Annotated in this window: 23 protein-coding genes; 19 read left to right on the top strand and 4 right to left on the bottom strand. The window is 66.5% G+C overall.

Annotated features, from left to right (window positions below; genetic code table 11):
* The first annotated feature begins 293 nt into the window (after positions 1-293).
* The 6 genes from leuC to asd all read left to right on the top strand — a co-directional run bounded on the left by leuC (position 294) and on the right by asd (position 5,162).
* Entirely contained in the window at positions 294-1,703 is a 1,410-nt protein-coding gene (gene leuC / locus WS89_RS16475; RefSeq protein ID WP_059501151.1) for a 3-isopropylmalate dehydratase large subunit, read from the top strand.
* A 3-nt stretch (positions 1,704-1,706) separates the two neighbouring features.
* A complete protein-coding gene (locus WS89_RS16480) occupies positions 1,707-1,853 on the top strand; it encodes an entericidin A/B family lipoprotein (protein WP_034205173.1) in 147 nt (48 codons plus the stop codon).
* A 65-nt stretch (positions 1,854-1,918) separates the two neighbouring features.
* On the top strand, positions 1,919-2,569 hold the full coding sequence (gene leuD, locus WS89_RS16485) for a 3-isopropylmalate dehydratase small subunit (protein ID WP_034205172.1): 651 nt from the start codon (positions 1,919-1,921) through the stop codon (positions 2,567-2,569).
* Positions 2,570-2,648: 79 nt separating this feature from the next.
* Positions 2,649-3,716, top strand: a complete 1,068-nt coding sequence (gene leuB, locus WS89_RS16490) for a 3-isopropylmalate dehydrogenase (protein ID WP_059791988.1) — start codon at positions 2,649-2,651, stop codon at positions 3,714-3,716.
* 119 nt (positions 3,717-3,835) lie between these two features.
* Positions 3,836-3,955: a hypothetical protein gene (locus WS89_RS16495; protein WP_006756675.1), complete on the top strand. Its 120-nt coding sequence runs from the start codon at positions 3,836-3,838 to the stop codon at positions 3,953-3,955.
* Between the two features lie 85 nt (positions 3,956-4,040).
* Positions 4,041-5,162, top strand: a complete 1,122-nt coding sequence (asd, locus tag WS89_RS16500) for an aspartate-semialdehyde dehydrogenase (protein WP_059783982.1) — start codon at positions 4,041-4,043, stop codon at positions 5,160-5,162.
* Between the two features lie 110 nt (positions 5,163-5,272).
* Here the strand turns inward: asd and flgE are convergent, their stop codons facing one another.
* Positions 5,273-6,517 carry a flagellar hook protein FlgE gene (flgE, locus tag WS89_RS16505; protein ID WP_059791990.1) on the bottom strand — a complete coding sequence of 415 codons (1,245 nt, stop codon included), beginning with the start codon at positions 6,515-6,517 and terminating at the stop codon, positions 5,273-5,275.
* A gap of 813 nt (positions 6,518-7,330) precedes the next feature.
* Here flgE and WS89_RS16510 point away from each other — a divergent pair.
* From WS89_RS16510 to WS89_RS16565, 12 genes are all read left to right on the top strand, one after another.
* Positions 7,331-9,475 carry a FimV/HubP family polar landmark protein gene (locus tag WS89_RS16510; protein ID WP_059791992.1) on the top strand — a complete coding sequence of 715 codons (2,145 nt, stop codon included), beginning with the start codon at positions 7,331-7,333 and terminating at the stop codon, positions 9,473-9,475.
* On the top strand, positions 9,475-10,287 hold the full coding sequence (gene truA, locus WS89_RS16515; protein WP_034205167.1) for a tRNA pseudouridine(38-40) synthase TruA: 813 nt from the start codon (positions 9,475-9,477) through the stop codon (positions 10,285-10,287). Before WS89_RS16510 ends, truA begins: the two co-directional genes overlap by 1 nt.
* Positions 10,284-10,985 carry a phosphoribosylanthranilate isomerase gene (locus tag WS89_RS16520; RefSeq protein WP_059501146.1) on the top strand — a complete coding sequence of 234 codons (702 nt, stop codon included), beginning with the start codon at positions 10,284-10,286 and terminating at the stop codon, positions 10,983-10,985. Before truA ends, WS89_RS16520 begins: the two co-directional genes overlap by 4 nt.
* A gap of 55 nt (positions 10,986-11,040) precedes the next feature.
* A complete protein-coding gene (gene trpB / locus WS89_RS16525) occupies positions 11,041-12,234 on the top strand; it encodes a tryptophan synthase subunit beta (protein ID WP_059791994.1) in 1,194 nt (397 codons plus the stop codon).
* Positions 12,235-12,243: 9 nt separating this feature from the next.
* Positions 12,244-13,095: a DNA-methyltransferase gene (locus WS89_RS16530; RefSeq protein WP_059791997.1), complete on the top strand. Its 852-nt coding sequence runs from the start codon at positions 12,244-12,246 to the stop codon at positions 13,093-13,095.
* A gap of 42 nt (positions 13,096-13,137) precedes the next feature.
* Complete coding sequence (gene trpA, locus WS89_RS16535) at positions 13,138-13,950, top strand: tryptophan synthase subunit alpha (RefSeq protein WP_059791999.1); 813 nt, start codon at positions 13,138-13,140, stop codon at positions 13,948-13,950.
* Positions 13,951-14,017: 67 nt separating this feature from the next.
* A complete protein-coding gene (gene accD / locus WS89_RS16540) occupies positions 14,018-14,890 on the top strand; it encodes an acetyl-CoA carboxylase, carboxyltransferase subunit beta (protein ID WP_040139428.1) in 873 nt (290 codons plus the stop codon).
* A gap of 100 nt (positions 14,891-14,990) precedes the next feature.
* Positions 14,991-16,301, top strand: a complete 1,311-nt coding sequence (folC, locus tag WS89_RS16545) for a bifunctional tetrahydrofolate synthase/dihydrofolate synthase (protein WP_059792001.1) — start codon at positions 14,991-14,993, stop codon at positions 16,299-16,301.
* Between the two features lie 29 nt (positions 16,302-16,330).
* On the top strand, positions 16,331-17,167 hold the full coding sequence (locus WS89_RS16550) for an SPOR domain-containing protein (protein WP_059792003.1): 837 nt from the start codon (positions 16,331-16,333) through the stop codon (positions 17,165-17,167).
* 7 nt (positions 17,168-17,174) lie between these two features.
* On the top strand, positions 17,175-17,669 hold the full coding sequence (locus tag WS89_RS16555) for a CvpA family protein (RefSeq protein WP_006479328.1): 495 nt from the start codon (positions 17,175-17,177) through the stop codon (positions 17,667-17,669).
* 51 nt (positions 17,670-17,720) lie between these two features.
* Positions 17,721-19,253, top strand: a complete 1,533-nt coding sequence (gene purF, locus WS89_RS16560) for an amidophosphoribosyltransferase (RefSeq protein ID WP_006495945.1) — start codon at positions 17,721-17,723, stop codon at positions 19,251-19,253.
* A gap of 259 nt (positions 19,254-19,512) precedes the next feature.
* Complete coding sequence (locus WS89_RS16565) at positions 19,513-20,703, top strand: O-succinylhomoserine sulfhydrylase (RefSeq protein ID WP_059501141.1); 1,191 nt, start codon at positions 19,513-19,515, stop codon at positions 20,701-20,703.
* A 102-nt stretch (positions 20,704-20,805) separates the two neighbouring features.
* Here WS89_RS16565 and WS89_RS16570 read toward each other — a convergent pair whose 3' ends face one another.
* The 3 genes from WS89_RS16570 to WS89_RS16580 are packed head-to-tail and all read right to left on the bottom strand — an operon-like array spanning position 20,806 to position 23,904.
* Complete coding sequence (locus WS89_RS16570; RefSeq protein ID WP_059792005.1) at positions 20,806-21,771, bottom strand: NAD-dependent epimerase/dehydratase family protein; 966 nt, start codon at positions 21,769-21,771, stop codon at positions 20,806-20,808.
* Complete coding sequence (gmd, locus tag WS89_RS16575) at positions 21,758-22,804, bottom strand: GDP-mannose 4,6-dehydratase (protein ID WP_059792007.1); 1,047 nt, start codon at positions 22,802-22,804, stop codon at positions 21,758-21,760. Before gmd ends, WS89_RS16570 begins: the two co-directional genes overlap by 14 nt.
* A gap of 35 nt (positions 22,805-22,839) precedes the next feature.
* The gene (locus WS89_RS16580; RefSeq protein ID WP_059792009.1) at positions 22,840-23,904 is read right to left on the bottom strand and encodes an acyltransferase family protein; all 1,065 of its coding nucleotides are present in this window, start codon (positions 23,902-23,904) and stop codon (positions 22,840-22,842) included.
* A gap of 55 nt (positions 23,905-23,959) precedes the next feature.
* On the opposite strand from WS89_RS16580, the gene WS89_RS33800 reads away from it, so the two are divergent.
* Positions 23,960-24,250 (top strand): hypothetical protein, encoded by a 291-nt coding sequence (locus WS89_RS33800; protein ID WP_156440558.1) that lies wholly within the window; start codon positions 23,960-23,962, stop codon positions 24,248-24,250.
* Positions 24,251-24,340: the final 90 nt, after the last annotated feature.

The raw sequence follows: 24,340 nt of genomic DNA on the forward strand, positions 1-24,340 counted from the left end.
CTCTGGCAGCAATGCTAACCCGCGCTTGATTCCTCACGGCAGGCCAGCCTTTGCCCCGCGGGAGTCATACTGACTAGGCGAGGGCACGGATACGGGCGCCGCACGCGCGCTCGCCGCGCGCCGGCTCGTGCGTGCCCCGTTTTGGCTGGTAATGCCGATACAGGTATTGGCACTACCAGCCAAACCACTGTTTTTAATGGGTTTTTTCGCGTCCGGCCTGCGCCGTGGCGCGTTGTGCGTGGCATAATCGACCGCATCCGCAAGGCTTGTAGTCACAACGACCCCGCATACCCATGGCACAGACTCTCTACGACAAACTGTGGAACACCCACGTGGTCCACACCGAGGAAGACGGCACGACCCTGCTCTACATCGACCGTCAACTGCTGCATGAAGTCACGAGCCCGCAGGCATTCGAAGGGCTGAAGATCGCGCAGCGCCCGGTGTGGCGCATCAGCGCGAACCTGGCCGTGTCGGACCACAACGTGCCGACGACGGACCGCAGCCACGGCATCGCCGATCCCGTCTCGAAGCTGCAGGTCGACACGCTCGACGCGAACTGCGACGCCTTCGGCATCACGCAGTTCAAGATGAACGACGTGCGCCAGGGCATCGTCCACATCATCGGGCCGGAGCAAGGCGCGACGCTGCCGGGCATGACGATCGTGTGCGGCGATTCGCATACGTCGACGCACGGCGCGTTCGGCGCGCTCGCGCACGGCATCGGCACGTCGGAAGTCGAGCACGTGCTCGCGACGCAAACGCTCCTGCAGAAGAAGAGCAAGAACATGCTCGTGAAGGTCGAGGGTGCGCTGCCGCGCGGCTGTACCGCGAAGGACATCGTGCTCGCGATCATCGGCAAGATCGGCACCGCGGGCGGCACGGGCTATGCGATCGAATTCGGCGGCTCGACCATTCGCGCGCTGACGATGGAAGGCCGCATGACCGTCTGCAACATGGCGATCGAGGCCGGCGCGCGCGCGGGCATGGTCGCCGTCGACGATACGACGATCGATTACCTGAAGGGCCGTCCGTTCGTGCCGACCGGCGCGGAATGGGATCAGGCCGTCGAATACTGGCGCCAGTTCAAGTCGGACGAAGGCGCGCAGTTCGACCGCGTGGTCGAGCTGAATGCGGCCGAGATCGTCCCGCAGGTCACGTGGGGCACGTCGCCGGAAATGGTCACGTCGATCGACGGTCGCGTGCCCGATCCCGAGCGCGAAAAGGATCCGGTCAAGCGCGACGCGATGGAGCGTGCGCTGGCCTACATGGCGCTCGAGCCGAACACGCCGATCGAATCGATCAAGGTCGACAAGATCTTCATCGGCTCGTGCACGAACGCACGGATCGAGGACATCCGCGCGGCCGCGTACGTCGTGAAGAAGCTGAACCGCCGCGTCGCCCCGAACGTGCGGCTCGCGATGGTCGTGCCGGGCTCGGGCCTCGTGAAGGCGCAGGCCGAGCGCGAAGGGCTCGACAAGGTGTTCACCGATGCGGGCTTCGAATGGCGCGAGCCGGGCTGCTCGATGTGCCTCGCGATGAACGCCGACCGGCTCGATCCGGGCGAGCGCTGCGCGTCGACGTCGAACCGCAACTTCGAAGGCCGGCAGGGCGCGGGCGGTCGCACGCACCTCGTGAGCCCCGCGATGGCGGCGGCCGCGGCGATCGAAGGTCACTTCGTCGACATTCGCCAGCTGGGGTAACGCGTGACGGCATCGAAGCTCATCGCGCGGCTGGTCGCCGCGCTGGCGCTCGCGGGGCTGGGCGTCGGCCTGGCCGGCTGCAATACCGTCCGAGGCTTCGGCGAGGACGTCCATGCCGCCGGCAACGCGCTGCAGCGCGCCGCGGACTGACGCCACCCGAGAATTTGTCGATGGGTGCCGGCCGCGTGCCGGCCCTTCAACCGGATAGACGGATCATGGAAAAATTCACTGTACATACCGGCGTCGTGGCGCCGCTCGATCGCGAGAACGTCGACACCGACGCGATCATCCCGAAGCAGTTCCTGAAGTCGATCAAGCGCACGGGCTTCGGTCCGAACGCGTTCGACGAATGGCGCTATCTCGATCACGGCGAGCCGGGCCAGGACAACTCGAAGCGTCCGCTGAACCCGGATTTCGTGCTGAACCAGCCGCGCTATCAGGGCGCATCGGTGCTGCTCGCCCGCAAGAACTTCGGCTGCGGCAGCTCGCGCGAGCACGCGCCGTGGGCGCTGCAGCAGTACGGCTTCCGCGCGATCATCGCGCCGAGCTTCGCGGACATCTTCTTCAACAACTGCTACAAGAACGGTCTGCTGCCGATCGTGCTGACCGAGCAGCAGGTCGATCACCTGTTCAACGAGACGGTCGCGTTCAACGGCTATCAACTGACGATCGACCTCGACGCGCAGGTCGTGCGTGCCGCCGACGGCCGCGAGTATCCGTTCGAGATCGCCGCATTCCGCAAGTACTGCCTGCTGAATGGCTTCGACGACATCGGCCTCACGCTGCGCTACGCGGACAAGATCCGCCAGTTCGAAGCGGAGCGGCTCGTGAAGCAGCCGTGGCTCAACACCAAGCTGGTCGGCTGATCGCGCGTTGCGGGCGCGCCGCGCGTGCGCCCGCCCGCCTGCCTGCTTCCCCAATACCCTACCCAGTCAGGAATTTCGCATGAAGATTGCAGTGCTGCCGGGCGACGGCATCGGTCCGGAAATCGTCAATGAAGCGGTGAAGGTGCTGAACGCACTCGACGAGAAGTTCGAACTCGAACAAGCGCCGGTCGGCGGCGCGGGCTACGAGGCGAGCGGCCATCCGCTGCCCGACACGACGCTGGCGCTCGCGAAGCAGGCCGATGCGATCCTGTTCGGCGCGGTCGGCGACTGGAAGTACGACTCGCTGGAGCGCGCGCTGCGCCCCGAGCAGGCGATCCTCGGGCTGCGCAAGCACCTCGAGCTGTTCGCGAACTTCCGTCCGGCGATCTGCTATCCGCAGCTCGTCGATGCGTCGCCGCTGAAGCCCGAACTCGTCGCGGGCCTCGACATCCTGATCGTGCGCGAACTGAACGGCGACATCTACTTCGGCCAGCCGCGCGGCGTGCGTGCGGCGCCGGACGGCCCGTTCGCCGGCGAGCGCGAGGGCTTCGACACGATGCGCTATTCGGAGCCGGAAGTGCGCCGCATCGCGCACGTCGCGTTCCAGGCCGCGCAAAAACGCGCGAAGAAGCTGCTGTCGGTCGACAAGTCGAACGTGCTGGAGACGTCGCAGTTCTGGCGCGACATCATGATCGACGTGTCGAAGGAGTACGCGGACGTCGAGCTGTCGCACATGTACGTCGACAACGCGGCGATGCAGCTCGCGAAGGCGCCGAAGCAGTTCGACGTGATCGTCACCGGCAACATGTTCGGCGACATCCTGTCGGATGAGGCGTCGATGCTGACGGGCTCGATCGGCATGCTGCCGTCGGCGTCGCTCGACAAGCACAACAAGGGCCTGTACGAGCCGTCGCACGGTTCGGCGCCGGACATCGCGGGCAAGGGCATCGCGAACCCGCTCGCGACGATCCTGTCGGCCGCGATGCTGCTGCGCTACTCGCTGAATCGCGCGGAGCAGGCCGATCGCATCGAACGCGCGGTGAAAACGGTGCTCGAACAGGGTTACCGTACGGGCGACATCGCGACGCCGGGCTGCAAGCAGGTCGGCACGGCTGCGATGGGCGACGCGGTGGTCGCCGCGCTGTAAGCGGACGGAAATGAAGTCCGGCAATTAAGATGAAAAGGGCGCGAACGGGCCGTAAAAATCGGCCGGTTCGCGCGCGGTTGGCCGTTGTGCGGGCCACCGGCTTTGTGTAGACTCGAACGATGGCGCTGATTTCCCTGATCTCCCCGGTCCTGAAACTCCACGGCAACACTGCCCGTGCGGGTGCGCGCGCCATCGTCATCACGAAAACCATTACCACGAAAACGATCATTAAACGCTGATCGCCGTCGTGCCCGCCTGTTTCCCCGCGCGGTCACGCGGGGACGGAAATGGCGGGGAAGCTCCATTCAAAGCAAAGGGTTAGTCATGAACGTAGGTCTCGTAGGTTGGCGCGGCATGGTCGGCAGCGTCCTGATGCAGCGCATGCAGGAAGAGGGCGATTTCGACCTGATCGAACCGGTGTTCTTCAGCACCAGCAACACGGGCGGCAAGGCGCCGTCGTTCGCGAAAAACGAGACCACGCTCAAGGACGCGACCAACGTCGACGAGCTGAAGAAGTGCGACGTGATCATCACGTGCCAGGGCGGCGACTATACGAACGACGTGTTTCCGAAGCTGCGCGCGGCCGGCTGGAACGGCTACTGGATCGACGCGGCATCGTCGCTGCGGATGAAGGACGACGCGGTCATCATTCTCGATCCGGTCAACCTCGACGTGATCAAGGACGCGCTGGTCAAGGGCACGAAGAACTTCATCGGCGGCAACTGCACGGTCAGCCTGATGCTGATGGCGCTCGGCGGCCTGTTCCGCGAGAACCTCGTCGACTGGATGACGGCGATGACGTACCAGGCCGCGTCGGGCGCGGGCGCGCAGAACATGCGCGAGCTGCTGTCGCAGATGGGCACGCTGAACGGCGCGGTGCAGGAGCAGCTCGCCGATCCGGCTTCCGCGATTCTCGACATCGACCGCCGCGTGCTGGCTGCGATGAACAGCGATGCGATGCCGACGAGCCACTTCGGCGTGCCGCTCGCCGGTTCGCTGATTCCGTGGATCGACAAGGATCTCGGCAACGGGATGTCGAAGGAAGAGTGGAAGGGCGGCGCGGAAACCAACAAGATCCTCGGCAAGCCGGCGATGGGCGAGCCGGGTTCGATCCCGGTCGACGGCCTGTGCGTGCGGATCGGCGCGATGCGCTGCCACTCGCAGGCGCTGACGATCAAGCTCAAGAAGGACGTGCCGCTCGACGAGATCAACGGCATCCTCGCGTCGGCGAACGACTGGGTGAAGGTCGTGCCGAACGAGCGTGAAGCGTCGATGCGCGACCTGTCGCCGGCGAAGATCACCGGCACGCTGTCGGTGCCGGTCGGCCGCCTGCGCAAGCTCGCGATGGGCGGCGAATACCTGTCGGCGTTCACGGTCGGCGATCAGCTGCTGTGGGGTGCGGCCGAGCCGCTGCGCCGCATGCTGCGCATCCTGCTCGACAAGTAAGCCCGCACGCTGTCCGGCCCGCGGGCCGGGCTGCACGATACGACGCGCCGCGTCGGCCTCGAGATTCAGGGCCGGCGCGGCGCGTTTTTCATGCGCGGTTCAGCGCAGACTCAGCGCAGGTTCAGCAGCGTCTGATCGACGGCCTGCTGGGTCTTGATCGTCTGCGCATTCGCCTGATAATTGCGCTGCGCGGTGATCAGGTTTACGAGCTCGTTCGTGAGGTTGACGTTCGAGTTTTCCAGCGCGCTGCCCTGCAGCGTGCCGTGGTTCGTGCTGCCCGGCGCGGAGATCTGCGGCACGCCCGACGCGGCGGTTTCCGCATACTGGTTGCCGCCGATGTTCACGAGCCCGTTCGGGTTGTTGAAGTTCGCGAGCGCGATCAGGCCGAGCACTGCGCTCTGGCCGTTCGAGTAGTTGCCGGTCAGCGTGCCGTGGGCGCCGATCGAGAACGTCGTCAGCGTGCCGCTCGCGAAGCCGTCCTGCGCGAGATTGTTCACGCCGTCCTTGCCGCCATACTGCGTCGTGCCGCCCAGATCGAGCGTCAGGTTCTGCGGGTTGGCGCCGCCCGTCGTGTTCGGGATCGAGAACGCGAACTGGCCGAGGCTCGGCGTCGGCTGGCCGTTCGCGCCCGACGTCGTCGAGCTGATCCGGCCCGATGCGTCGAACGTGACGGTGCCGAGATTCGTCGGCGTCTGGCCCGGCACGCCCGCGTAGGCCTGCCACGTGCCGGCCGCGCGCTTCGCGAAGTACATCGTGACCTGTTGCGAGCCGCCGAGCGTGTCGTAGACCTGGATCGACGCGTTGTAGTTGTACGTCGTGTTGTCGGTCGCGTTGAACGGCGTCCTGGTCGGCACCTTGTCCTGCGCGTTCAGGTTGAACTGGCCGGTGATCCTGTTCGTCGCGCGCGGCGCGAGGTTGCCGGTCGGCGCTTGCAGCGGCACCGTTTGCGCTGTGTTGATCGCGCCGCCGGCGCCTGCCGCATAGCCCATCAGGTTGCGGCCGTGCGCGTCGACGATCGCACCGTTCTTGTCGCGGTGGAACGTGCCGTCGCGCGAATAAGTGATCGCGCCGTTGCTCGACATCTGGAAGAAGCCGTTGCCGTTGATCGCGACGTCGAGCGCCGACTTCGTCGAATCGATCGTCCCCTGGCCGAAATTCTGCTGCACCGACGCGAGCCGCGTGCCGATGCCGATCTGCGTGTTGACCGACGTCGCGACCGAATTCGCGTACATGTCGGCGAAATTCGCGCGCCCCTGTTTGAAGCCAACCGTGTTTGCGTTCGCGATGTTGTTGCCGATCACGTCGAGCTTGCTCGACGCGCCGGCCAACCCGCTCAAACCCTGCTGATAGCCCATGTTCGGTCCCCGTAACGAGCTGGTGAGTGAATGCAGTCGTGCGACTGCGCGATGGCCCTCCGGCACTTCACGGCAGCAGCCTGGCCGAGCGGGCTCCCGCCTTTCCGGCATGAGCAGGCGCGAGGCCGAAATGCGCCGATTCCTGTTTAGGGGCGATCGTATCGGCGGTAATTAATCGATCTGTGTAATTTTGTGTAATGAAATTGAATTCGTGTGAAAGTGGTCGCTTTCATATGAACGATGGAGCATGAGGAAGGTGCTGAAAGCCTTGTGGGGTGGAGCTTCGGGAGTGTGGATTTTCATTTCTTCGATAAGAGCGGGAAATTGCCTTCTTATCGAAGAACTGGATGTAATTGGAGCGAGCTTGATCGCCGGTCGCGATTTGTTTTGATTTTCGGCTGTCAATTCATTAATGGCGGCCGGGGCGGATTGCCGAGGGGACGTTGGCGTTTCTGTCGCCGCGATCTTGCGGCGTACACGCGGTGAACGTGCCAGAAAGCAGCCATTCGAACGGTGGGGCGATGCCGCTGCGAGATGGTTTTCGACTGCGCGCGCAGGTTGGCTTCGATCGATCGGATGCATGGGCTGACGCAGGTGGACCCGCGCGACACGAGCGCCCGCCGGCAGCCGTTGCATCTACGGGCGACGAATTCGGCCGGAACCCGATCGTGTGAAGTAAACTACGCGGTTACGACGCACAGACCCGCCGAAAGCGTCGCGTTCCGCGCGACGCTTTTGCATTTCTGCAGCCACTTTATTGACGCTTCCAACCGTGAATCCGAGCCGCGCCCGCGCGCGGCGATAGAGCCAACGATGTCCCGAATTTCCTTGTTTCCGCGTCAGTCCCGTCTGTCGCGCGCCGTGCGTGGCGTGCTGGCGATCCTGGCGCTCGGCGCAGCCGCAACGGCGTGGGCGGTCGGCACCGGCGAGCTGCCGGCGTCCGCCGCCGGCGGCGCCGCTCCACTTACCGTGACGGTCCAGCCGGGCCAGTCGCTGAACGACATCGCGAAAGCGGCCACGCAATCGCACGATCCGGCCGTGCTCGCGCGCGCGGGCCGTGCGCTGTTCGACGCCAATCCGCAGGCGTTCATGAAGCGCGACGCGAGCCGCCTGAAAGTCGGCGCGACGTTGACCTTGCCCCCGCTCGACGCCACCGGCGCGGCGCTGGCGCCGGCCGGCGCGTCCGCTGCATCGGGTACGGCGGCCGCTTCCGCACCCGCCGCATCGGGCGGGGCGGCGAGCGTGCAGCACGGCGCATCCGCGCCGCATGCCGGCTCGGCCATGCAGCCCGCGCCGATGGCGCCGGTCGTGCATGCAGCGCCGGTGAGCGGGGCGAGCGCCGCGACGGCGGCGGCGGGGGCGTCGGCTTCGAGCGGTGCTTCGGCTTCGAGCGGCGCGTCGGCTTCGATCGGTGCGTCGGCCGCCCATGGCGCGTCGGTTGTCGATGGCATGCAGCCGGCGGCGCCCACCGCAGGTGCAAGCGGCCCGCACGTATGGACCGGTGCGATCCAGTCGGCGCCGTCGTCCGCGAGCGAGGCTGCGGGGCCGTCGGTGCCGGGCAGCCCGGTCTTCGGCGTGCATGAACCGGCCGGCGCGGCGCCCGCCGTCGGTGCGTCGCAGCCGCGGCCGTCGAGCCTGCAGCAATTGCTGGCATTGAAGAATCGCGTGCTGATGGAGTTGCAGAAGCACGGCATCGGCAAACCGGCAACGACGACCGGCGTTGCGCCTGCGACCGCTCCGGCACCCGCCGCGCCGCGTCCGGCCGCGAATGACGCCGGTGCGTCGGCCGCTGCATCGACGGCGGACGAGGTCGCGTCGGGTGTGGCAGCCAGTGCGCCGCAACCGGCATCGGCTTCGGTACAACCGGCCGCACCCGTCGCGACGCCTGCACGTCGTACCGAGCAGATGGACTGGCGCCCGGCCGCTGCGGCCGGCGCTGCCGTGATCGTGCTCGCGGCCGGCTTCGCGTGGCGCAAGCGCCGCAAGGGTCGTCGCGCGGACGATGCGGGGACGGCTGCGACTGCGGCCGCGGCAGGCGGTGCTGCGGTTGCAGAAGCGGAAGCCGCGCCGTCCGTCGAACGCGAACTGCCGATCACGCCCGAGATGCCGGTCGCACGCGATGCGGCGTCCGACATGAATCTCGCCGCAGCGGCCGCCGCTGCGGCGGAGACGGTCGAGCCACCCGTCGCGGACACATCGTCCGCGCCCGACCTGACGGCGCCGCGCGACGAATCGCCTGAATCGCTGCCTGCGCACGCTGCGGAGCCGGCCGCGAGCGCGGCGACCCCGGTTTCGACCGCGGCGTCGCACGACGCGGAACCGGCCGAAAAAGCCGCTGCCGCCGACGAGCCAGCCGAGCCGGCCGCCGCATCCGCTGCACCTTCGACGACCGAAGCGCAGCACGCGACGCTGATGCAGAACGCGATCAGCGCGCTCAATAGTCTCGACATGCCGTTGCCGCCGCGGGCGGCAGGCGAACCATCGGCGGCGGAGGAGGAACCGTCTGCGGGGGCGACGCAGATCGACGCCGATAAAATTGCAACTAACGGTCAATCTACCCAGCGCCCGGCAATGGGTTCGGGTGAAGCGGTACCGGAACATCCGGCCGACCAGGAAGACGAGTTCGACTGGGATCCGGATGCGGCGACGCCTGCCGGCCACGCGGGCAACCCGCCCGCGACGTCGTCTCTGCCGCCGCTCGGCGGCGCGCAGTTCGGCGCGCTGAAGCTCGACTTCGATCTCGACCTGCCGTCCACGCCGGGCGCTGCGCTGCCTGCGCTTACCCCCGACGAGCTCGCGCGCATCGCCCGCAACAAGCTGGACCTCGCGGCCGAATACGTCGAACTGGGCGACCTGTCGGGCGCGCGGACGCTGCTGCAGGAAGTGGTCGACGCGAACGACGCCGCGACGCACGACGACGCACGCGCACTGCTCGCGAAACTGGCGGACGAGGCGTGATGCGGATCGCGCTTGGCATCCAGTACGACGGCGCGGCGTTCTGCGGCTGGCAGGCGCAGCCGCACGGCAAGACCGTGCAGGACCGGCTCGAACACGCGCTGGCCGAGTTCGCGCGGGTGCCGCTGCACACGACGGTTGCGGGGCGGACCGACACCGGCGTGCACGGGCTCGGGCAAGTCGTGCATTTCGACACCGACCTCGAGCGCGAAGCGTTCTCGTGGGTGCGCGGCACCAACGCGTTCCTGCCGCCGACCGTGTCGGTGCAATGGGCGAAGCCGATGCCGGACACGTTCCACGCGCGTTTCTCGGCGTTCGAGCGCACTTACTACTACGCGCTGTACGTGCACCCCGTGCGCTCGCCGATGCTGGCCGGCCGTGCGGGCTGGATCCACACGCCGCTCGACGACGACGCGATGCGCGCCGCCGCCGCGCACCTGATCGGCGAGCACGACTTTTCGTCGTTTCGGTCGTCGGAATGCCAGTCGAAGACGCCGGTCAAACACCTGTATCAGATCGACGTGCGACGCGCGGGGCATTTCATCCATTTCCGCTTCCGCGCGAACGCGTTCCTGCATCACATGGTACGCAACCTGATGGGCTGCCTCGTCGCGGTCGGACGCGGCCGCTACCCGGCCGACTGGCTCGCCGACGTGCTGGCCGGGCGCGACCGCAACCTCGCGGCGCCCACGTTCATGGCCGACGGGCTGTACCTTGCCCACGTCGGCTACCCGGCGGAATTCGCCGTCCCGCCCGCGCAGCTCGGCAGCGTGCCGTGGAGCAGCGTCTGGGCCGATCTGGACCCACTATCATGACGGATCACGACGTGCCTTCTTCGAATTCCGCCGCGGCGGGCCTGCCGCCGCGCACGCGCATCAAGCTGTGCGGGCTGTCGCGCCGCGAGGACGTGCTGCACGCGGCGGCGCTCGGCGCCGATGCGATCGGCCTGGTGTTCTACCCGAAGAGCCCGCGCGCCGTGACGATCGCGCAGGCGGCCGAGCTGGCGAGTCTCGCGCCGCCGTTCGTGTCCGTGGTCGGGCTGTTCGTGAATGCGACCGAAGCCGAGATCGAGGCCATCGTGCGCGACGTGCCGCTCACGGTGCTGCAGTTCCACGGCGACGAGACGCCGGAGCAGTGCGATGCGCTCGGCCGCGCGGCGCGCCTGCCGTGGTTGCGCGCGGTGCGCGTCGGCCCCTCGACGCAGCCGTCCGATTTGGTAGAATCGGCTCTTCATTATTCGAAAGCGCGCGGCCTCCTGTTCGACACCCTGGTGCCGGATTACGGCGGTAGCGGCAAGGTCTTCGATTGGTCTCTTATTCCCGCAGAGCTCGCGCGTCGGGCCGTTTTGAGTGGTGGCTTGAACGCGCAAAACGTCGGTGATGCGATCCGCCAGTTGCGTCCGTTCGCTGTCGATGTCTCGAGTGGCATCGAAGTGGAGGGCGCGAAGGGCGTGAAGGATCACGCCCGGATGGCGGCGTTCGTACGCGCGGTGCGCGAAGCGGACGCCGGATGAGGCAAGCCGGTGCGGCCCGACAAGCGGGGCGCACCGACCGATCGAGAGAGACACCATGTACAACCTTCCCGATGATCGCGGCCATTTCGGCCCGTATGGCGGCGTGTTCGTCGCCGAGACGCTGATTCACGCGCTGGACGAACTGCGCGCGGCGTATGAAAAGTTCCAGAACGATTCCGACTTCGTCGCCGAATTCGAGCGCGAGCTGAAGTATTTCGTCGGCCGTCCGTCGCCGATCTATCACGCGCAGCGCTGGAGCGAGATGCTCGGCGGCGCGCAGATCTACCTGAAGCGCGAAGACCTGAACCACACCGGTGCGCACAAGATCAACAACGTGATCGGCCAGGCGCTGCTCGCGAAGCGCATGGGCAAGAAGCGCGTGATCGCGGAAACCGGCGCCGGCCAGCACGGCGTCGCGACCGCGACGATCTGCGCGCGCTTCGGGATGGAGTGCGTGGTCTACATGGGCGCGGAGGACGTGCGCCGGCAGGCCGCGAACGTCTACCGGATGAAGCTGCTTGGAGCGACGGTCGTGCCGGTCGAATCGGGTTCGCGCACGCTGAAGGACGCGCTGAACGAAGCAATGCGCGACTGGGTCACGAACATCGAAAGCACGTTCTACATCATCGGCACGGTCGCGGGCCCGCACCCGTACCCGATGATGGTGCGCGACTTCCAGCGCGTGATCGGCGACGAGTGCAAGGTGCAGATGCCCGAGCTCGCGGGCCGGCAGCCGGACGCGGTGATCGCCTGCGTCGGCGGCGGGTCGAACGCGATGGGCATCTTCTATCCGTACATCGACGATCGATCGGTGCAGCTGATCGGCGTCGAAGCGGCCGGCGACGGCATCGACACGGGTCATCACGCGGCATCGCTGATCGCCGGCAGCCCTGGCGTGCTGCACGGCAACCGCACGTATCTGCTGCAGGACGACAACGGCCAGATCATCGAGACGCATTCGGTGTCGGCGGGCCTCGACTATCCGGGCGTCGGCCCCGAACACGCATGGCTGAAGGACAGCGGCCGCGCGCAGTACGTGCCGATCACCGACGACGAGGCGCTGAAGGCATTCCACGACTGCTGCCGGATCGAGGGGATCATCCCCGCGCTCGAGTCGAGCCACGCGATCGCGTATGGCGTGAAGCTCGCGCCGACGTTGCCGAAGGACAAGATCCTGCTCGTCAACCTGTCGGGCCGCGGCGACAAGGACATGCACACGGTCGCCGAGCGATCGGGCATCGAGCTCTGACCCCGACCGATGCGTGACCTGATCGAAGAGCCGGGCGGCGGCGCCGCGAGCGAGGCAGAGGCGGCCCAGCCCGCCGCTGCCGTGCCGCGCGTGCTGCCGCACGGTATCGAACTGCACAACCGCGATTTCCTGACCGATGCCGCGCACCTGCCGGATGCGTCGATCGACCTGATCGTCGCCGATCCGCCGTACGGGCTCGGCAAGGACTACGGCAACGACTCGGACAAGCGTTCGGGCGACGATTTCCTCGCGTGGACGCGCGAGTGGCTCGAGCTCGCGATTCCGAAGCTGAAGCCGAGCGGGTCGATGTACATCTTCTGCACGTGGCAGTACGCGCCGGAAATCTTCAGTTTCCTGAAGACGCAGCTCACGATGGTCAACGAGATCATCTGGGACCGGCGCGTGCCGAGCATGGGCGGCACGACGCGCCGTTTCACGTCGGTGCACGACAACATCGGCTTTTTCGCGGTTTCCAAAGCGTATTACTTCGATCTCGATCCGGTCCGCATCCCGTACGACGCCGACACGAAGAAGGCCCGCTCGCGCAAGCTGTTCGAAGGCAGCAAGTGGCTGGAGATGGGCTACAACCCGAAGGACGTCTGGTCGGTCTCGCGCCTGCACCGGCAGCACGCGGAGCGCGTCGATCATCCGACCCAGAAGCCGCTGGAAATCATCGAGCGGATGGTGCTCGCAAGCTGCCCGCCGGGCGGCCGCGTGCTCGATCCGTTCATGGGCAGCGGCACGACCGCGGTGGCCTGCGCACGGCAGGGGCGCGACTTCGTCGGCTACGAGATCAACGAAAGCTATTGTGCGATCGCGCACGAGCGCGTGAGCGCGCTCGCCGCGCCGGCGTGCGCGTGAATCGCGCCGCCGCGTCGCCGAAACGCATCAAGGAAAATTGCCATGTCCCGTATTCAGCAGACCTTTGCCGCGCTCGCCGAACAAGGCCGTAAGGGCCTGATCCCGTTCATCACGGCCGGCGACCCCGATCCCGCGAAAACCGTCGAATTCATGCACGCGCTCGCCGCAGGCGGCGCGGACGTGATCGAACTCGGCGTGCCGTTCTCGGACCCGATGGCCGACGGCCCCGTGATCCAGCGCTCGTCGGAACGCGCGCTCGCGCGCGGCGTCACGCTCACGAGCGTGCTCGCCGACGTGAAGCGTTTTCGCGAAACCGACACCAAAACCCCCGTCGTGCTGATGGGCTATGCGAACCCGATCGAACGGATGGGCGTCGATGCGTTCGCGGCGCAAGCGCATGCGGCCGGCGTCGACGGCGTGCTGGTGGTCGACTATCCGCCTGAAGAGGCGGGCGTGTTCGCGGAAAAGATGCGGGCCGCGCAGATCGATCCGATCTTCCTGCTCGCGCCCACGTCGACCGACGAGCGCATCGCCGACGTCGGCAAGATCGCGAGCGGCTACGTGTATTACGTGTCGCTCAAGGGCGTGACCGGCGCCGGAAATCTGGATGTTTCGAGCATTGCAGGTAAAATCCCGGCCATCAAGTCGCGCGTGCCGGTTCCGGTGGGCGTCGGCTTCGGTATCCGCGACGCCGAAACGGCGCGCGCGGTGGCCGAAGTGTCGGACGCCGTCGTGATCGGCAGCCGCCTGGTGCAGCTGCTCGAGAGCGCCGCGCCGGAAGGCGCCGCCGCCGCGCTGAAGGCGTTCATCGCCGAGCTGCGCGCCGCGCTGGACGGCGCCGCCAAGGCAGCGTGATAAACACAACACAGGAAGCGGGAACGAGCCGATCGGCCCGCCCCGCCACGGAACAGGAAACCATACGATGAGCTGGCTCGACAAACTGTTGCCGCCGAAGATCAAGCAGACCGACCCGAAAAGCCGCAAGGGCATTCCGGAAGGCCTGTGGGTCAAGTGCCCGTCCTGCGAGGCCGTTCTCTATCGCAACGACGTGGACGCGAACCTGCACGTGTGCCCGAAGTGCGATCACCACATGCGCATCGGCGCGCGCGAGCGTCTCGACGGGCTGCTCGATCCGGAAGGCCGCTACGAGATCGGCCAGGAAGTCGTGCCGGTCGACTCGCTGAAGTTCAAGGACAGCCGCAAGTACCCCGATCGTCTGAAGGAAGCGATGGACGAAACCGGCGAGACCGACGCGATGGTCGTGATGGGTGGAGCGATCCACACGCTGCCGGTCGTGGCTGCCTGCTTCGAGTTTTCGTTCATGGGCGGCTCGATGGGTTCGGTCGTCGGCGAGCGCTTCGCGCGCGGCGCGCAGAACGCGCTGGAACAGCACGTGCCGTTCATCTGCTTCACCGCATCGGGCGGCGCACGGATGCAGGAAAGCCTGCTGTCGCTGATGCAGATGGCCAAGACCACCGCGATGCTGACGAAGCTCGCCGAAGCGAAGCTGCCGTTCATCTCGGTGCTGACCGATCCGACGATGGGCGGCGTGTCGGCAAGCTTCGCGTTCCTCGGCGACGTCGTGATCGCCGAGCCGAAGGCGCTGATCGGCTTCGCGGGCCCGCGCGTGATCGAGCAGACGGTTCGCGAGAAGCTGCCGGAAGGCTTCCAGCGCGCCGAATTCCTGCTGAAGACGGGCGCGATCGACATGATCGTCGACCGCCGCAAGATGCGCGACGAGATCGCGCAGCTGCTCGCACTGCTGCAGCGTCAGCCGGCCGACGCGCTGGCCTGAGCGCAGGGGCTGTGAACCGCGCGCGTCGCCCGGCTTCAGCGTCGGGCGGCGCGCTTCGTTTTTTGGCGTAGTGTGGCCGTACCGATTCAGATTTGATCCGATGAGCACTTTTCCCACTCTCGACGCGTGGCTTTCGCATCTCGAGCGCGCGCACCCGGTCGGCATCGACATGGGCCTCACCCGCATCGGGCAGGTCAAGGCGGCGCTGCAGCTCGAATTCGCGTGCCCCGTGATCACCGTCGGCGGCACGAACGGCAAGGGCTCGACTTGCGCATTCCTCGAGACGATTCTCGTGCGCGCGGGCTACAAGGTCGGTTGCCACACGTCGCCGCACCTGCTCGAATTCAACGAGCGCGCACGCGTGAACGGGCAGAACGTGACCGACGACGAACTGCTGCCGCACTTCGAGGCCGTCGAAGCCGCGCGCACGTCGCTGGCCGAGCCCGTGTCGCTCACGTATTTCGAATTCACGACGCTCGCGATCCTCAATCTGTTCGCGTCGCGCGGGCTCGACGCGGTGATTCTCGAAGTCGGCCTCGGCGGCCGGCTCGATGCGGTCAACATCATCGATACCGATTGCGCGATCGTCACGAGCATCGACATCGACCACACCGAATACCTCGGCGACACGCGCGAGAAGATCGCGTTCGAGAAGGCCGGGATCTTCCGCGCGGGCAAGCCGGCGATCTGCGGCGATCCGGCCGCGCCGCAGACGCTGATCGACCACGCCGAAGCGATCGGCGCCGATCTGTGGCTGGTCGGCCGCGATTTCCGCTACGAGGCGCAGGCGGGCGCCGAGCGTCAGCAATGGAGCTACCTCGGCCGGGAGAAGCGCTATCCGGCGCTCGCGTATCCGGCGCTGCGCGGCGCGAATCAGCTGATCAACGCGTCGGCCGCGCTCGCCGCGCTCGAGGCGCTGCGCCCGGTGCTGCCGGTGTCCGCGCAGGACATCCGGCTCGGGCTGGCGAACGTCGAGCTGCCGGGGCGCTTCCAGGTGCTGCCCGGCAAACCGGCGATCGTGCTCGACGTCGCGCACAATCCGCATGCGTCGGCCGTGCTCGAGCAGAACCTGGGCAACATGGGCTTCTTCCCGTACACGTACGCGGTGTTCGGCGCGATGCACGACAAGGACATCGACGGCGTGCTGCAGCATCTGAAGGGCGAGATCGACCACTGGTGCGTGACCGATCTGCCGCTGCCGCGCGCGGCCTCCGCGGAGCAGCTCGAAGCCGCGCTGCGCAAGGCCGGCGTGGAGGAGGGGCCCGATTCGAGCGTGACGCGTTACGCGTCGCCCGCGGAAGCGTTTCGCGATGCACTAAAAAGAGCATCCGAGAATGATAGAATCGTGGTTTTCGGCAGTTTCCATACGGTTGCCGGCGTGCTGGCCTACCGTAAATCGCAGCAACACTGACTGACGGGCAGTTTCGGACTCAGCCATTCATGGGAATTTTCTCGTTCGGCAAAAAAGACGACGACGCGCCCCCGCGGCGCGGCGGTCGTACCGGGGCCTCCCGGAACGTGCGCACGGAGCGCACTGAACGCGTCGAGCGACGCTCGCGCCGCACCGAGCGTCCGGAATCGGACGCACTGCTCCTCGATCCGACCCTTCCAGAAAAGCAACGTGCGCGCCGTCGCCTCGTCGGCGCGATCGCGCTCGTCGTGGCCGCGGTGATCGTACTGCCGATGGTGCTCGATTCGCATCCGAAGCCGGTCACCGACGACATCGCGATCGACATCCCGAACCGGCCCGCGCACCAGGCGGTCGCGCCGCGCGACGACGATGTGTCCGACGTGCAGGCGGGCGTCGCGCACGACGAACCGCCGGCCTCCGACACGGCCGTTGCGGCCGCACCGGCACCCGCGCCGAAGGATGCCGCCAAGCCGGTCGCGAAACCCGATACGACCACCACCGCGAGCGTGACGCCGCCGAAGCCCGCGCCGAAGCCGGCTGCTCCCGCGGCGAAACCGGCCACGCCGAAGCCTGCGCCCGCAACCGTCGCGAATACCGACGCGGCGAGCCCGGACAGTGGCGACGCGTCGTCGCCGGCATCGCCGGCCGGTGCGCGCTTCGCGGTGCAGCTCGGTTCGTTCAAGGATGACGCGACGGCCCGTTCGTGGGCGGCCAAATTGAAATCGGCGGGTGTGCCCGCATATGTCGAGCATCGCAAGCAGGCAGACGGCAGCACGGCTACACTGTTGCGTGCCGGCCCGTTCGCGGATCGCTCGGCGGCCTCCGCCGCGATCGCGAAGGTCCGCGAAGCCGGTCTGACGCAGTAATGCCACGATGCTGACGGCTTTCGACTACGCTGTATTGGCGGTGATCGTGTTGTCGGCGCTGCGCGGCGCGTGGCGCGGCTTCGTGTCCGAGATTTTCGGGCTGATCGGCTGGATCGCGGCGATCGTGATCGCGAGCCGCTACGTCGGGCTGGTCGTGCCGTATATCCCGGCGAACTGGCCGGGCGGCGCGCTGACGCAGTGGGTGATCGCCTTCGCGTTGCTCGTGATCGGCGTCGTGCTGGTCGCCGGCGTGGCGAACGCGCTGCTGTCGCGGATCGCGCAGGCGAGTGGCCTGGGCGGCGTCGACCGCTCGCTGGGCATGATGTTCGGGCTGGTGCGCGGCTGCGTGCTGGTGGTGCTGCTGGTCGCGGCGGCCGGGCTGACCGAACTGCCCAAACAGGATTTCTGGCGCAATGCGCTATTGCGTCCTTTTGCCGAACAGGGCGTGCACGAGCTGAAGCAACTCCTGCCCGACGGCATGGCCCAGTACGTACGCGTGTGACGACGCGGCCGGGCAAGACGGAACCGATTTTGTCATCTTGAAGGACATGCCATGTGCGGCATCGTAGGTGTTATCTCCCAATCCCCGGTCAATCAGCTGATCTATGACAGCCTGCTGCTGCTGCAGCATCGCGGTCAGGATGCAGCGGGCATTGCGACGGCGGACGGCAGCAATTTCCACATGTACAAGGCGAACGGCATGGTGCGCGACGTGTTCCGCACGCGCAACATGCGCAGCCTGCCCGGCACCTACGGCATCGGCCAGGTGCGCTACCCGACGGCCGGCTCGGCGTCGAGCGAGGCCGAGGCGCAACCGTTCTACGTGAACGCGCCGTTCGGGATCATCCTCGCGCACAACGGCAACCTGACGAACTGGCAGCAACTGAAGGACGAGATGTTCCGGATCGACCGCCGGCACATCAACACCAATTCCGACAGCGAAGTGCTGCTCAACGTGTTCGCGCACGAGCTGCAACTGTCGACCACGGGCCTCGAGCTCGATCCGGCGTCGGTGTTCAAGGCGGTGTCGGGCGTGCATCGCCGCCTGCAGGGTTCGTACGCGATCGTGTCGCTGATCGCCGGCTACGGCCTGCTCGCGTTCCGCGACCCGTTCGGCATCCGTCCGCTGTGCATCGGCAAGCTCGAGACCGAACACGGCACCGAATGGATGGTTGCGTCGGAATCGGTGGCGGTCGAAGGCATCGGTTTCGAATTCGTGCGCGACCTGGAGCCGGGCGAAGCGATCTTCATCGACAAGGCCGGCAACTTCCACAGCCAGCAGTGCGCGGAGAACCCGACGCTGAATCCGTGCATGTTCGAATACGTGTATCTCGCCCGTCCGGACTCGTGCCTCGACGGCGTGCCGGTCTACAACGTGCGCCTGCGCATGGGCGACTATCTCGCCGAGAAGATCAAGCGCGAGCTGCCGAACGTGCCGATCGACGTCGTGATGCCGATTCCCGATTCGTCGCGTCCGGCTGCGATGCAGGTCGCCGCGAAGCTTGGCGTCGAGTATCGCGAAGGCTTCTTCAAGAACCGCTACGTCGGCCGCACCTTCATCATGCCGGGCCAGGCCGTGCGCAAGAAGTCGGTGCGCCAGAAGCTCAACGCGATGAGCATCGAGTTCAAGGACAAGCACGTGCTGATCGTCGACGATTCGATCGTGCGCGGCACGACCTCGCACGAAATCGTGCAGATGGCGCGCGATGCGGGCGCAAAGTCGGTGATCTTCGCGTCGGCGGCGCCGCCCGTGAAGTTCCCGAACGTGTACGGCATCGACATGCCGACGCGTGGCGAGCTCGTCGCGCACGGCCGTACCGACGAGGAAGTCGCGAAGATCATCGGCGCCGACCACCTGATCTACCAGGACGTCGACGACCTGCGCCGCGCGGTGCGCGACATCAACCCGAAGCTGGAGCGCTTCGAGGCGTCGTGCTTCGACGGCAACTACATCACCGGCGACGTGACGCCCGAGTATCTCGATGCGATCGAGCGCGCGCGCCTCACGCCGGCGTCGCAGGCCGATCGCGACACGGCCGGCGACACCGAGCGTTCGCAGATGAACCTGCAACTGTCGGTCGAGTAACGCCGGCGCACGCTTTTATCGAGGCGTGATAGGATGTGGCCTTGCGTCGATTTGATATCAGCTTGCGGACGCGGGGCCACTTCCCAAAACAGCTAAAGCGAAGGCCGGCGGCAGCCGGCCCGAGTCGATCGCTGTCGTACCGCACCGAAGCCCGCTGATGCCGACGCATAGCGGGCTTTTTGTTTTTGGCCTGGGTTTTGACCGGGTCCGCGCCATATGCACGACCGTCGGCGCGGCCATCGAATACGGAAAACGGAACATGGACGACTCCCTCAACTTCGACACGCTTGCGGTGCGCGCGGGCACGCTGCGCAGCGACTTCAACGAACATTCGGAAGCGCTGTTCCTCACGTCGAGCTTCTGCTTCTCGAGCGCCGCCGACGCGGCCGAGCGCTTCGCGAATTCGGAAGACTATTTCACGTACTCGCGCTTCACGAATCCGACCGTCACCATGTTCCAGGAGCGTCTCGCCGCGCTCGAGGGCGGCGAGGCGTGCATCGCGACGGCGTCGGGCATGGCCGCGATCATGTCGGTCGTGATGTCCGCGCTGCAGGCGGGCGACCACCTCGTCAGCTCGCGCAGCCTGTTCGGCTCGACGCTCGGGATGTTCTCGCAGATCTTCAGCAAGTTCGGGATTACGACCACCTTCGTCGACCCGACCGACCTGAACGCGTGGCAGGAAGCCGTGCGGCCGGAAACGAAGATGTTCTTCCTCGAGACGCCGTCGAACCCGCTGACCGAGCTCGCCGACATCGAGGCGATCGGCAGGATCGCGAAGGCCGCGAACGCATTGTTCGTCGTCGACAACTGTTTCTGCAGCCCGGTGCTGCAGCAGCCGCTGAAGCTCGGCGCGGACGTCGTGATGCACTCGGCGACGAAATTCCTCGACGGGCAGGGCCGCGTGCTCGGCGGCGCGCTGGTCGGCTCGAAGGAATTCATCATGGGCAAGGTGTTCCCGTTCGTGCGCAGCGCCGGTCCGACGCTGTCGGCGTTCAACGCGTGGGTGCTGCTGAAGGGAATGGAGACGCTGTCGCTGCGCGTCGAGAAGCAATCGGCGAATGCGCTGGAGATCGCGCGCTGGCTCGACTCGCATCCGGCGGTGGCGCGGGTGTTCTATCCGGGGCTCGAATCGCATCCGCAGCATGAACTCGCGAAGCGCCAGCAGAAGGCGGGCGGCGCGATCGTGTCGTTCGAGCTGAAGGGCGATACGCCCGAGCAGCAGCGCGCGAACGCATGGCGCGTGATCGATGGCACCAGGCTGGTGTCGATCACCGGCAACCTCGGCGACACGCGCACGACGATCACGCATCCGGCCACCACGACGCACGGCCGCATCACGCCGGAAGCGCGCGCGGCGGCGGGAATCACCGAAGGGCTGATCCGCCTCGCGGTCGGCCTCGAGCACGCGGGCGACATTCGCAACGATCTGGCGCGCGGTCTGGACGGCTGAGCGCTACGGCCGAGGTTCGTTCGGCATCGATGAAACGGGCCGCTCGGGAAAGAGCGGCCCGTTGTCGTTTCGGCGCATGCCGTCGCGCGCGTGTTTTCTCGTTCAGCCAGCGGCGTGCCCGTGCGGTGCGGCACGCATCGCGTCCACCATCCATCGCAGCGTTTCGTCGAGCGGCGTGACAGGTAGTTCGCCTACCGCGCGCCGCAGCTTGTCGCGCGACCCGCTCAGGCTTTTCACTTCATTGTGCCGCACGAAGCGCGGATCGATCGTCACGTCGATCACGTAGCCGGCGATGCGCGACAGCATCGCCAGCACTTCCTTCAGCGAATACGCGCGCTCCGAGCAGACGTTGAACGTCTCGCCGGCCGGCGCGGCTTGGACCAGCTTCAGATAGGCGGCCGTCACGTCGCGCACGTCGGAGAAATCGCGGCTCACGTCGAGGTTGCCGAGCGAGATCCGCGGTGCGTTGGACGCATAGTGCGCGACGAGCTTCGGCAGCAGATACGCATCGCTCTGGCCGACGCCCGTGTAGTTGAACGGCCGCGCGATCACGATCGGCAGCCGGTCGGCCCATAGCTTCGCCGCATATTCCATCGCGAGCTTGCTGACCGCGTAGTCGTTCGCCGGGGCGGGCGCGACGGTTTCGTCGAGCACGCCGGCCGTCGAGTTGCCGTAGATGTTCGCGCTGCTTGCCAGCAGCACGGCCGACGGGCGGCGGTCGAGGCCGGCGAGCGCCGCCAGCAGATTGCGCGTGCCGACGATGTTGACCGCGTAGGTCTGCGACGGCTCGTCCTGGGCGACATGCGCGCGCGCGGCGAGATGCACGACCGCGTCGGGTCGCGCGTCGGCCGCAGCCGCGCGCATTGCATCGGCGTCGAGCAGGTCGACGGGCACCAGCGTGCAGTGTGCGAACGCCGGATCGGCGGGGCGGGGCGCGCCGGGCGCGACCGTGCCCCAGACGTCATAGCCGGCCGCCTGCAGGCGTTCGGCCATGTAGCGACCGGTGAAGCCCGTCAGGCCCGTGACGAACGCACGGCGCGACGGACGCCCGGTTTCAGAACGTGTCATGGTGTTGGTTCCGCGTCAAATCCGCTTCGACCATCATCTGGCAAAGTTGTTCGAGCGTCGTCCTGGGTGCCCAGCCGAGTTTGCTTTTCGCCTTGTCCGCGCAGCCGATCAGCAGATCGACTTCGGCCGGGCGGTAGAACTTCGGGTTCACTTCGACGAGCACGTTGCCGGTCGATGCGTCGAGGCCGCGCTCCTGCTCGCCCTTGCCGGTCCATTCGATCTGGTAGCCGGCCGCCGCGAACGCCATCCGCACGAAGTCGCGCACGGTTTCGGTCCGGTTGGTCGCCAGCACGTAGGTGTCGGGCTCGTCGGCCTGCAGCATCCGCCACATGCCTTCGACGTATTCGAGCGCGAAGCCCCAGTCTCGCTTCGCGTCGAGATTGCCCAGTTCGAGGCGGCTCGCCTTGCCCAGCTTGATCTTCGCGATCGTGTCGGTGATCTTGCGCGTGACGAATTCCCGGCCGCGCAGCGGCGATTCGTGGTTGAACAGGATCCCGCTGCTGCCGAACAGGCCGTACGACTCGCGGTAGTTCACGGTCATCCAGTGCGCGTACAGTTTCGCGACGCCGTACGGGCTGCGCGGATAGAACGCCGTGGTTTCCGTTTGCGGAATGGCCTGCACCTTGCCGAACATCTCGGACGTCGACGCCTGGTAGAAGCGCGTCTTCGGGCTCACGACGCGAATCGCCTCGAGCAGGTTCAGCGGGCCGATGCCGGTCACTTCGGCGGTCGTCGCCGGCTGGTCGAACGACACGCCGACGAAGCTTTGCGCGGCGAGGTTGTAGAGCTCGTCCGGCTGCGTGCGTTCGAGCAGGCGCAGGCTCGAACCGGCGTCGGTCAGGTCGTGTTCGACGAGCGTCAGATTCGGATGCGTGTCGACGCCAAGCTCGGCGATGCGCCAGAAATTCACCGAGCTGGTGCGGCGATAGGTGCCGGTGACTTCGTAGCCCTTGTCGAGCAGCAGTTTGGTCAGGTACGCACCGTCTTGCCCCGAAATTCCGGTGATGATGGCCTTTTTACGAGTTTGGCTCATGGCGTTGTCCTGGTAGAAGCGATGGATGATGAAATTCAGGCGGTCGTGCCGGCGGCAGCCGGCAACGTACGGCGCGCAGGCCCGCGCGTCAGGCGCCGTTCGAAGCCGTACCAGCTCAGGGTTGCGTAAGCGAGGCTGATCGCGAGCGCGAGCGCGGCCGTGACGAAGCGGTTCAGGTGCAGCGGCCACAGCGCATACAGCACGCTAAGGTGGATCAGGTAGACGGTGTAGCTGACGGTGCCGACGTAGACGAGCAACGGGTTCGTCAGCACGCGCTGCACGAGGCCGCGGCCGCGCAGCGCGATCACGACGATCGACGTGCACAGCAGCAGCGAGATGCTGTAGAGCGCCGCATTCGACATCGGCGTGTTCGCGGCGCGAAAGCGCGGGAACGACAGGTGCAGCCAGCCGAGAATCGCTAGCGATACGAGCGCGCCGACGATCGCGAGCGGATAGAACGGCTCCAGCGCGCGCCGGTCGCGGCGCAGCACGATCGCGAGCAATGCGCCGGCCGCGAGCAGGTCCATCCGGAACGGCGTCAGGTAGTAGATCGGCCAGAACGAATCGAACCACGGCGTCGCGATCGCGCGCAGCACCGGCGCCGCGACGATCAGCGCGGCGGCGACCCACAGCAGCGCGCGCTCCGAGCACCAGAGCACGACGAACGGCCAGAAGATGTAGAACTGCTCCTCGACCGCGAGCGACCACAGCACGTTCAGGCTGTCATGGCCGATGCTGCCGAGCGACAGCCCGATATTGGTCGAGAAGAACGCGAACCACGGCCAATGCGGCAGCCAGCTCGCGCCGAACAGCAGCGTCGACACCGCCAGCAGCAGCACGTACGGCGGCAGGATGCGGCGCACGCGGCGTGCATAGAAGTGGCTGAAGTACGACTGCCCGCGCGCCTTGCGATCGAGCAGGATGCCGGTGATCAGCAGGCCGCTCAGCACGAAGAACAGATCGACGCCCATCCACAGCGGCGCCTTCAGCGCGTGCTGCAGGAACACGGCGCCGACCGCGATCGCGCGCAGCCCGTCGAGCTGGACGATGCGGCCGTGTTGCGGCGGGGCGAGGTCGGCGGTGCGCGACAGGGCCGTCATCGCGCGGCTCCTTCACGACCCGCATCCGATGCGTGTACGTATTGCATGCCTTTAAATGGAATATGAAATCGAAATCGATTCTAGGGAAAAGAAATCGGTAAAAAAACGCGCGACATTTATCTGCCGATCAACATCCAAATGCCGGTTATTACGATCGCGAGATGAAAGGTTGGCGGCCGGGCGGGCGCGACAGGCGGCGCAGAGCGGAATTTTCTACACGGCGGCGGCCGAAGGGCGGTCGTTATTGCCGTTTTCGGACGCCATTTACACGCTGTTCCGGTTCGATATTTCAGGCAGAAACATCCCCAAATATTTCCAAATTTCTTGTGATTATTTTTGCTTGTAACCTGCATCGCGACGTTTGAAACCCATTTAGCGACAGGGCGCGGCTGCGGGCGATCCGTGGCGGCGCCGGTCGCTGTCGTATCGAGTCTGG

Source organism: Burkholderia sp. MSMB1072 (assembly GCF_001524725.1).
Taxonomy (GTDB): Bacteria; Pseudomonadota; Gammaproteobacteria; order Burkholderiales; family Burkholderiaceae; genus Burkholderia.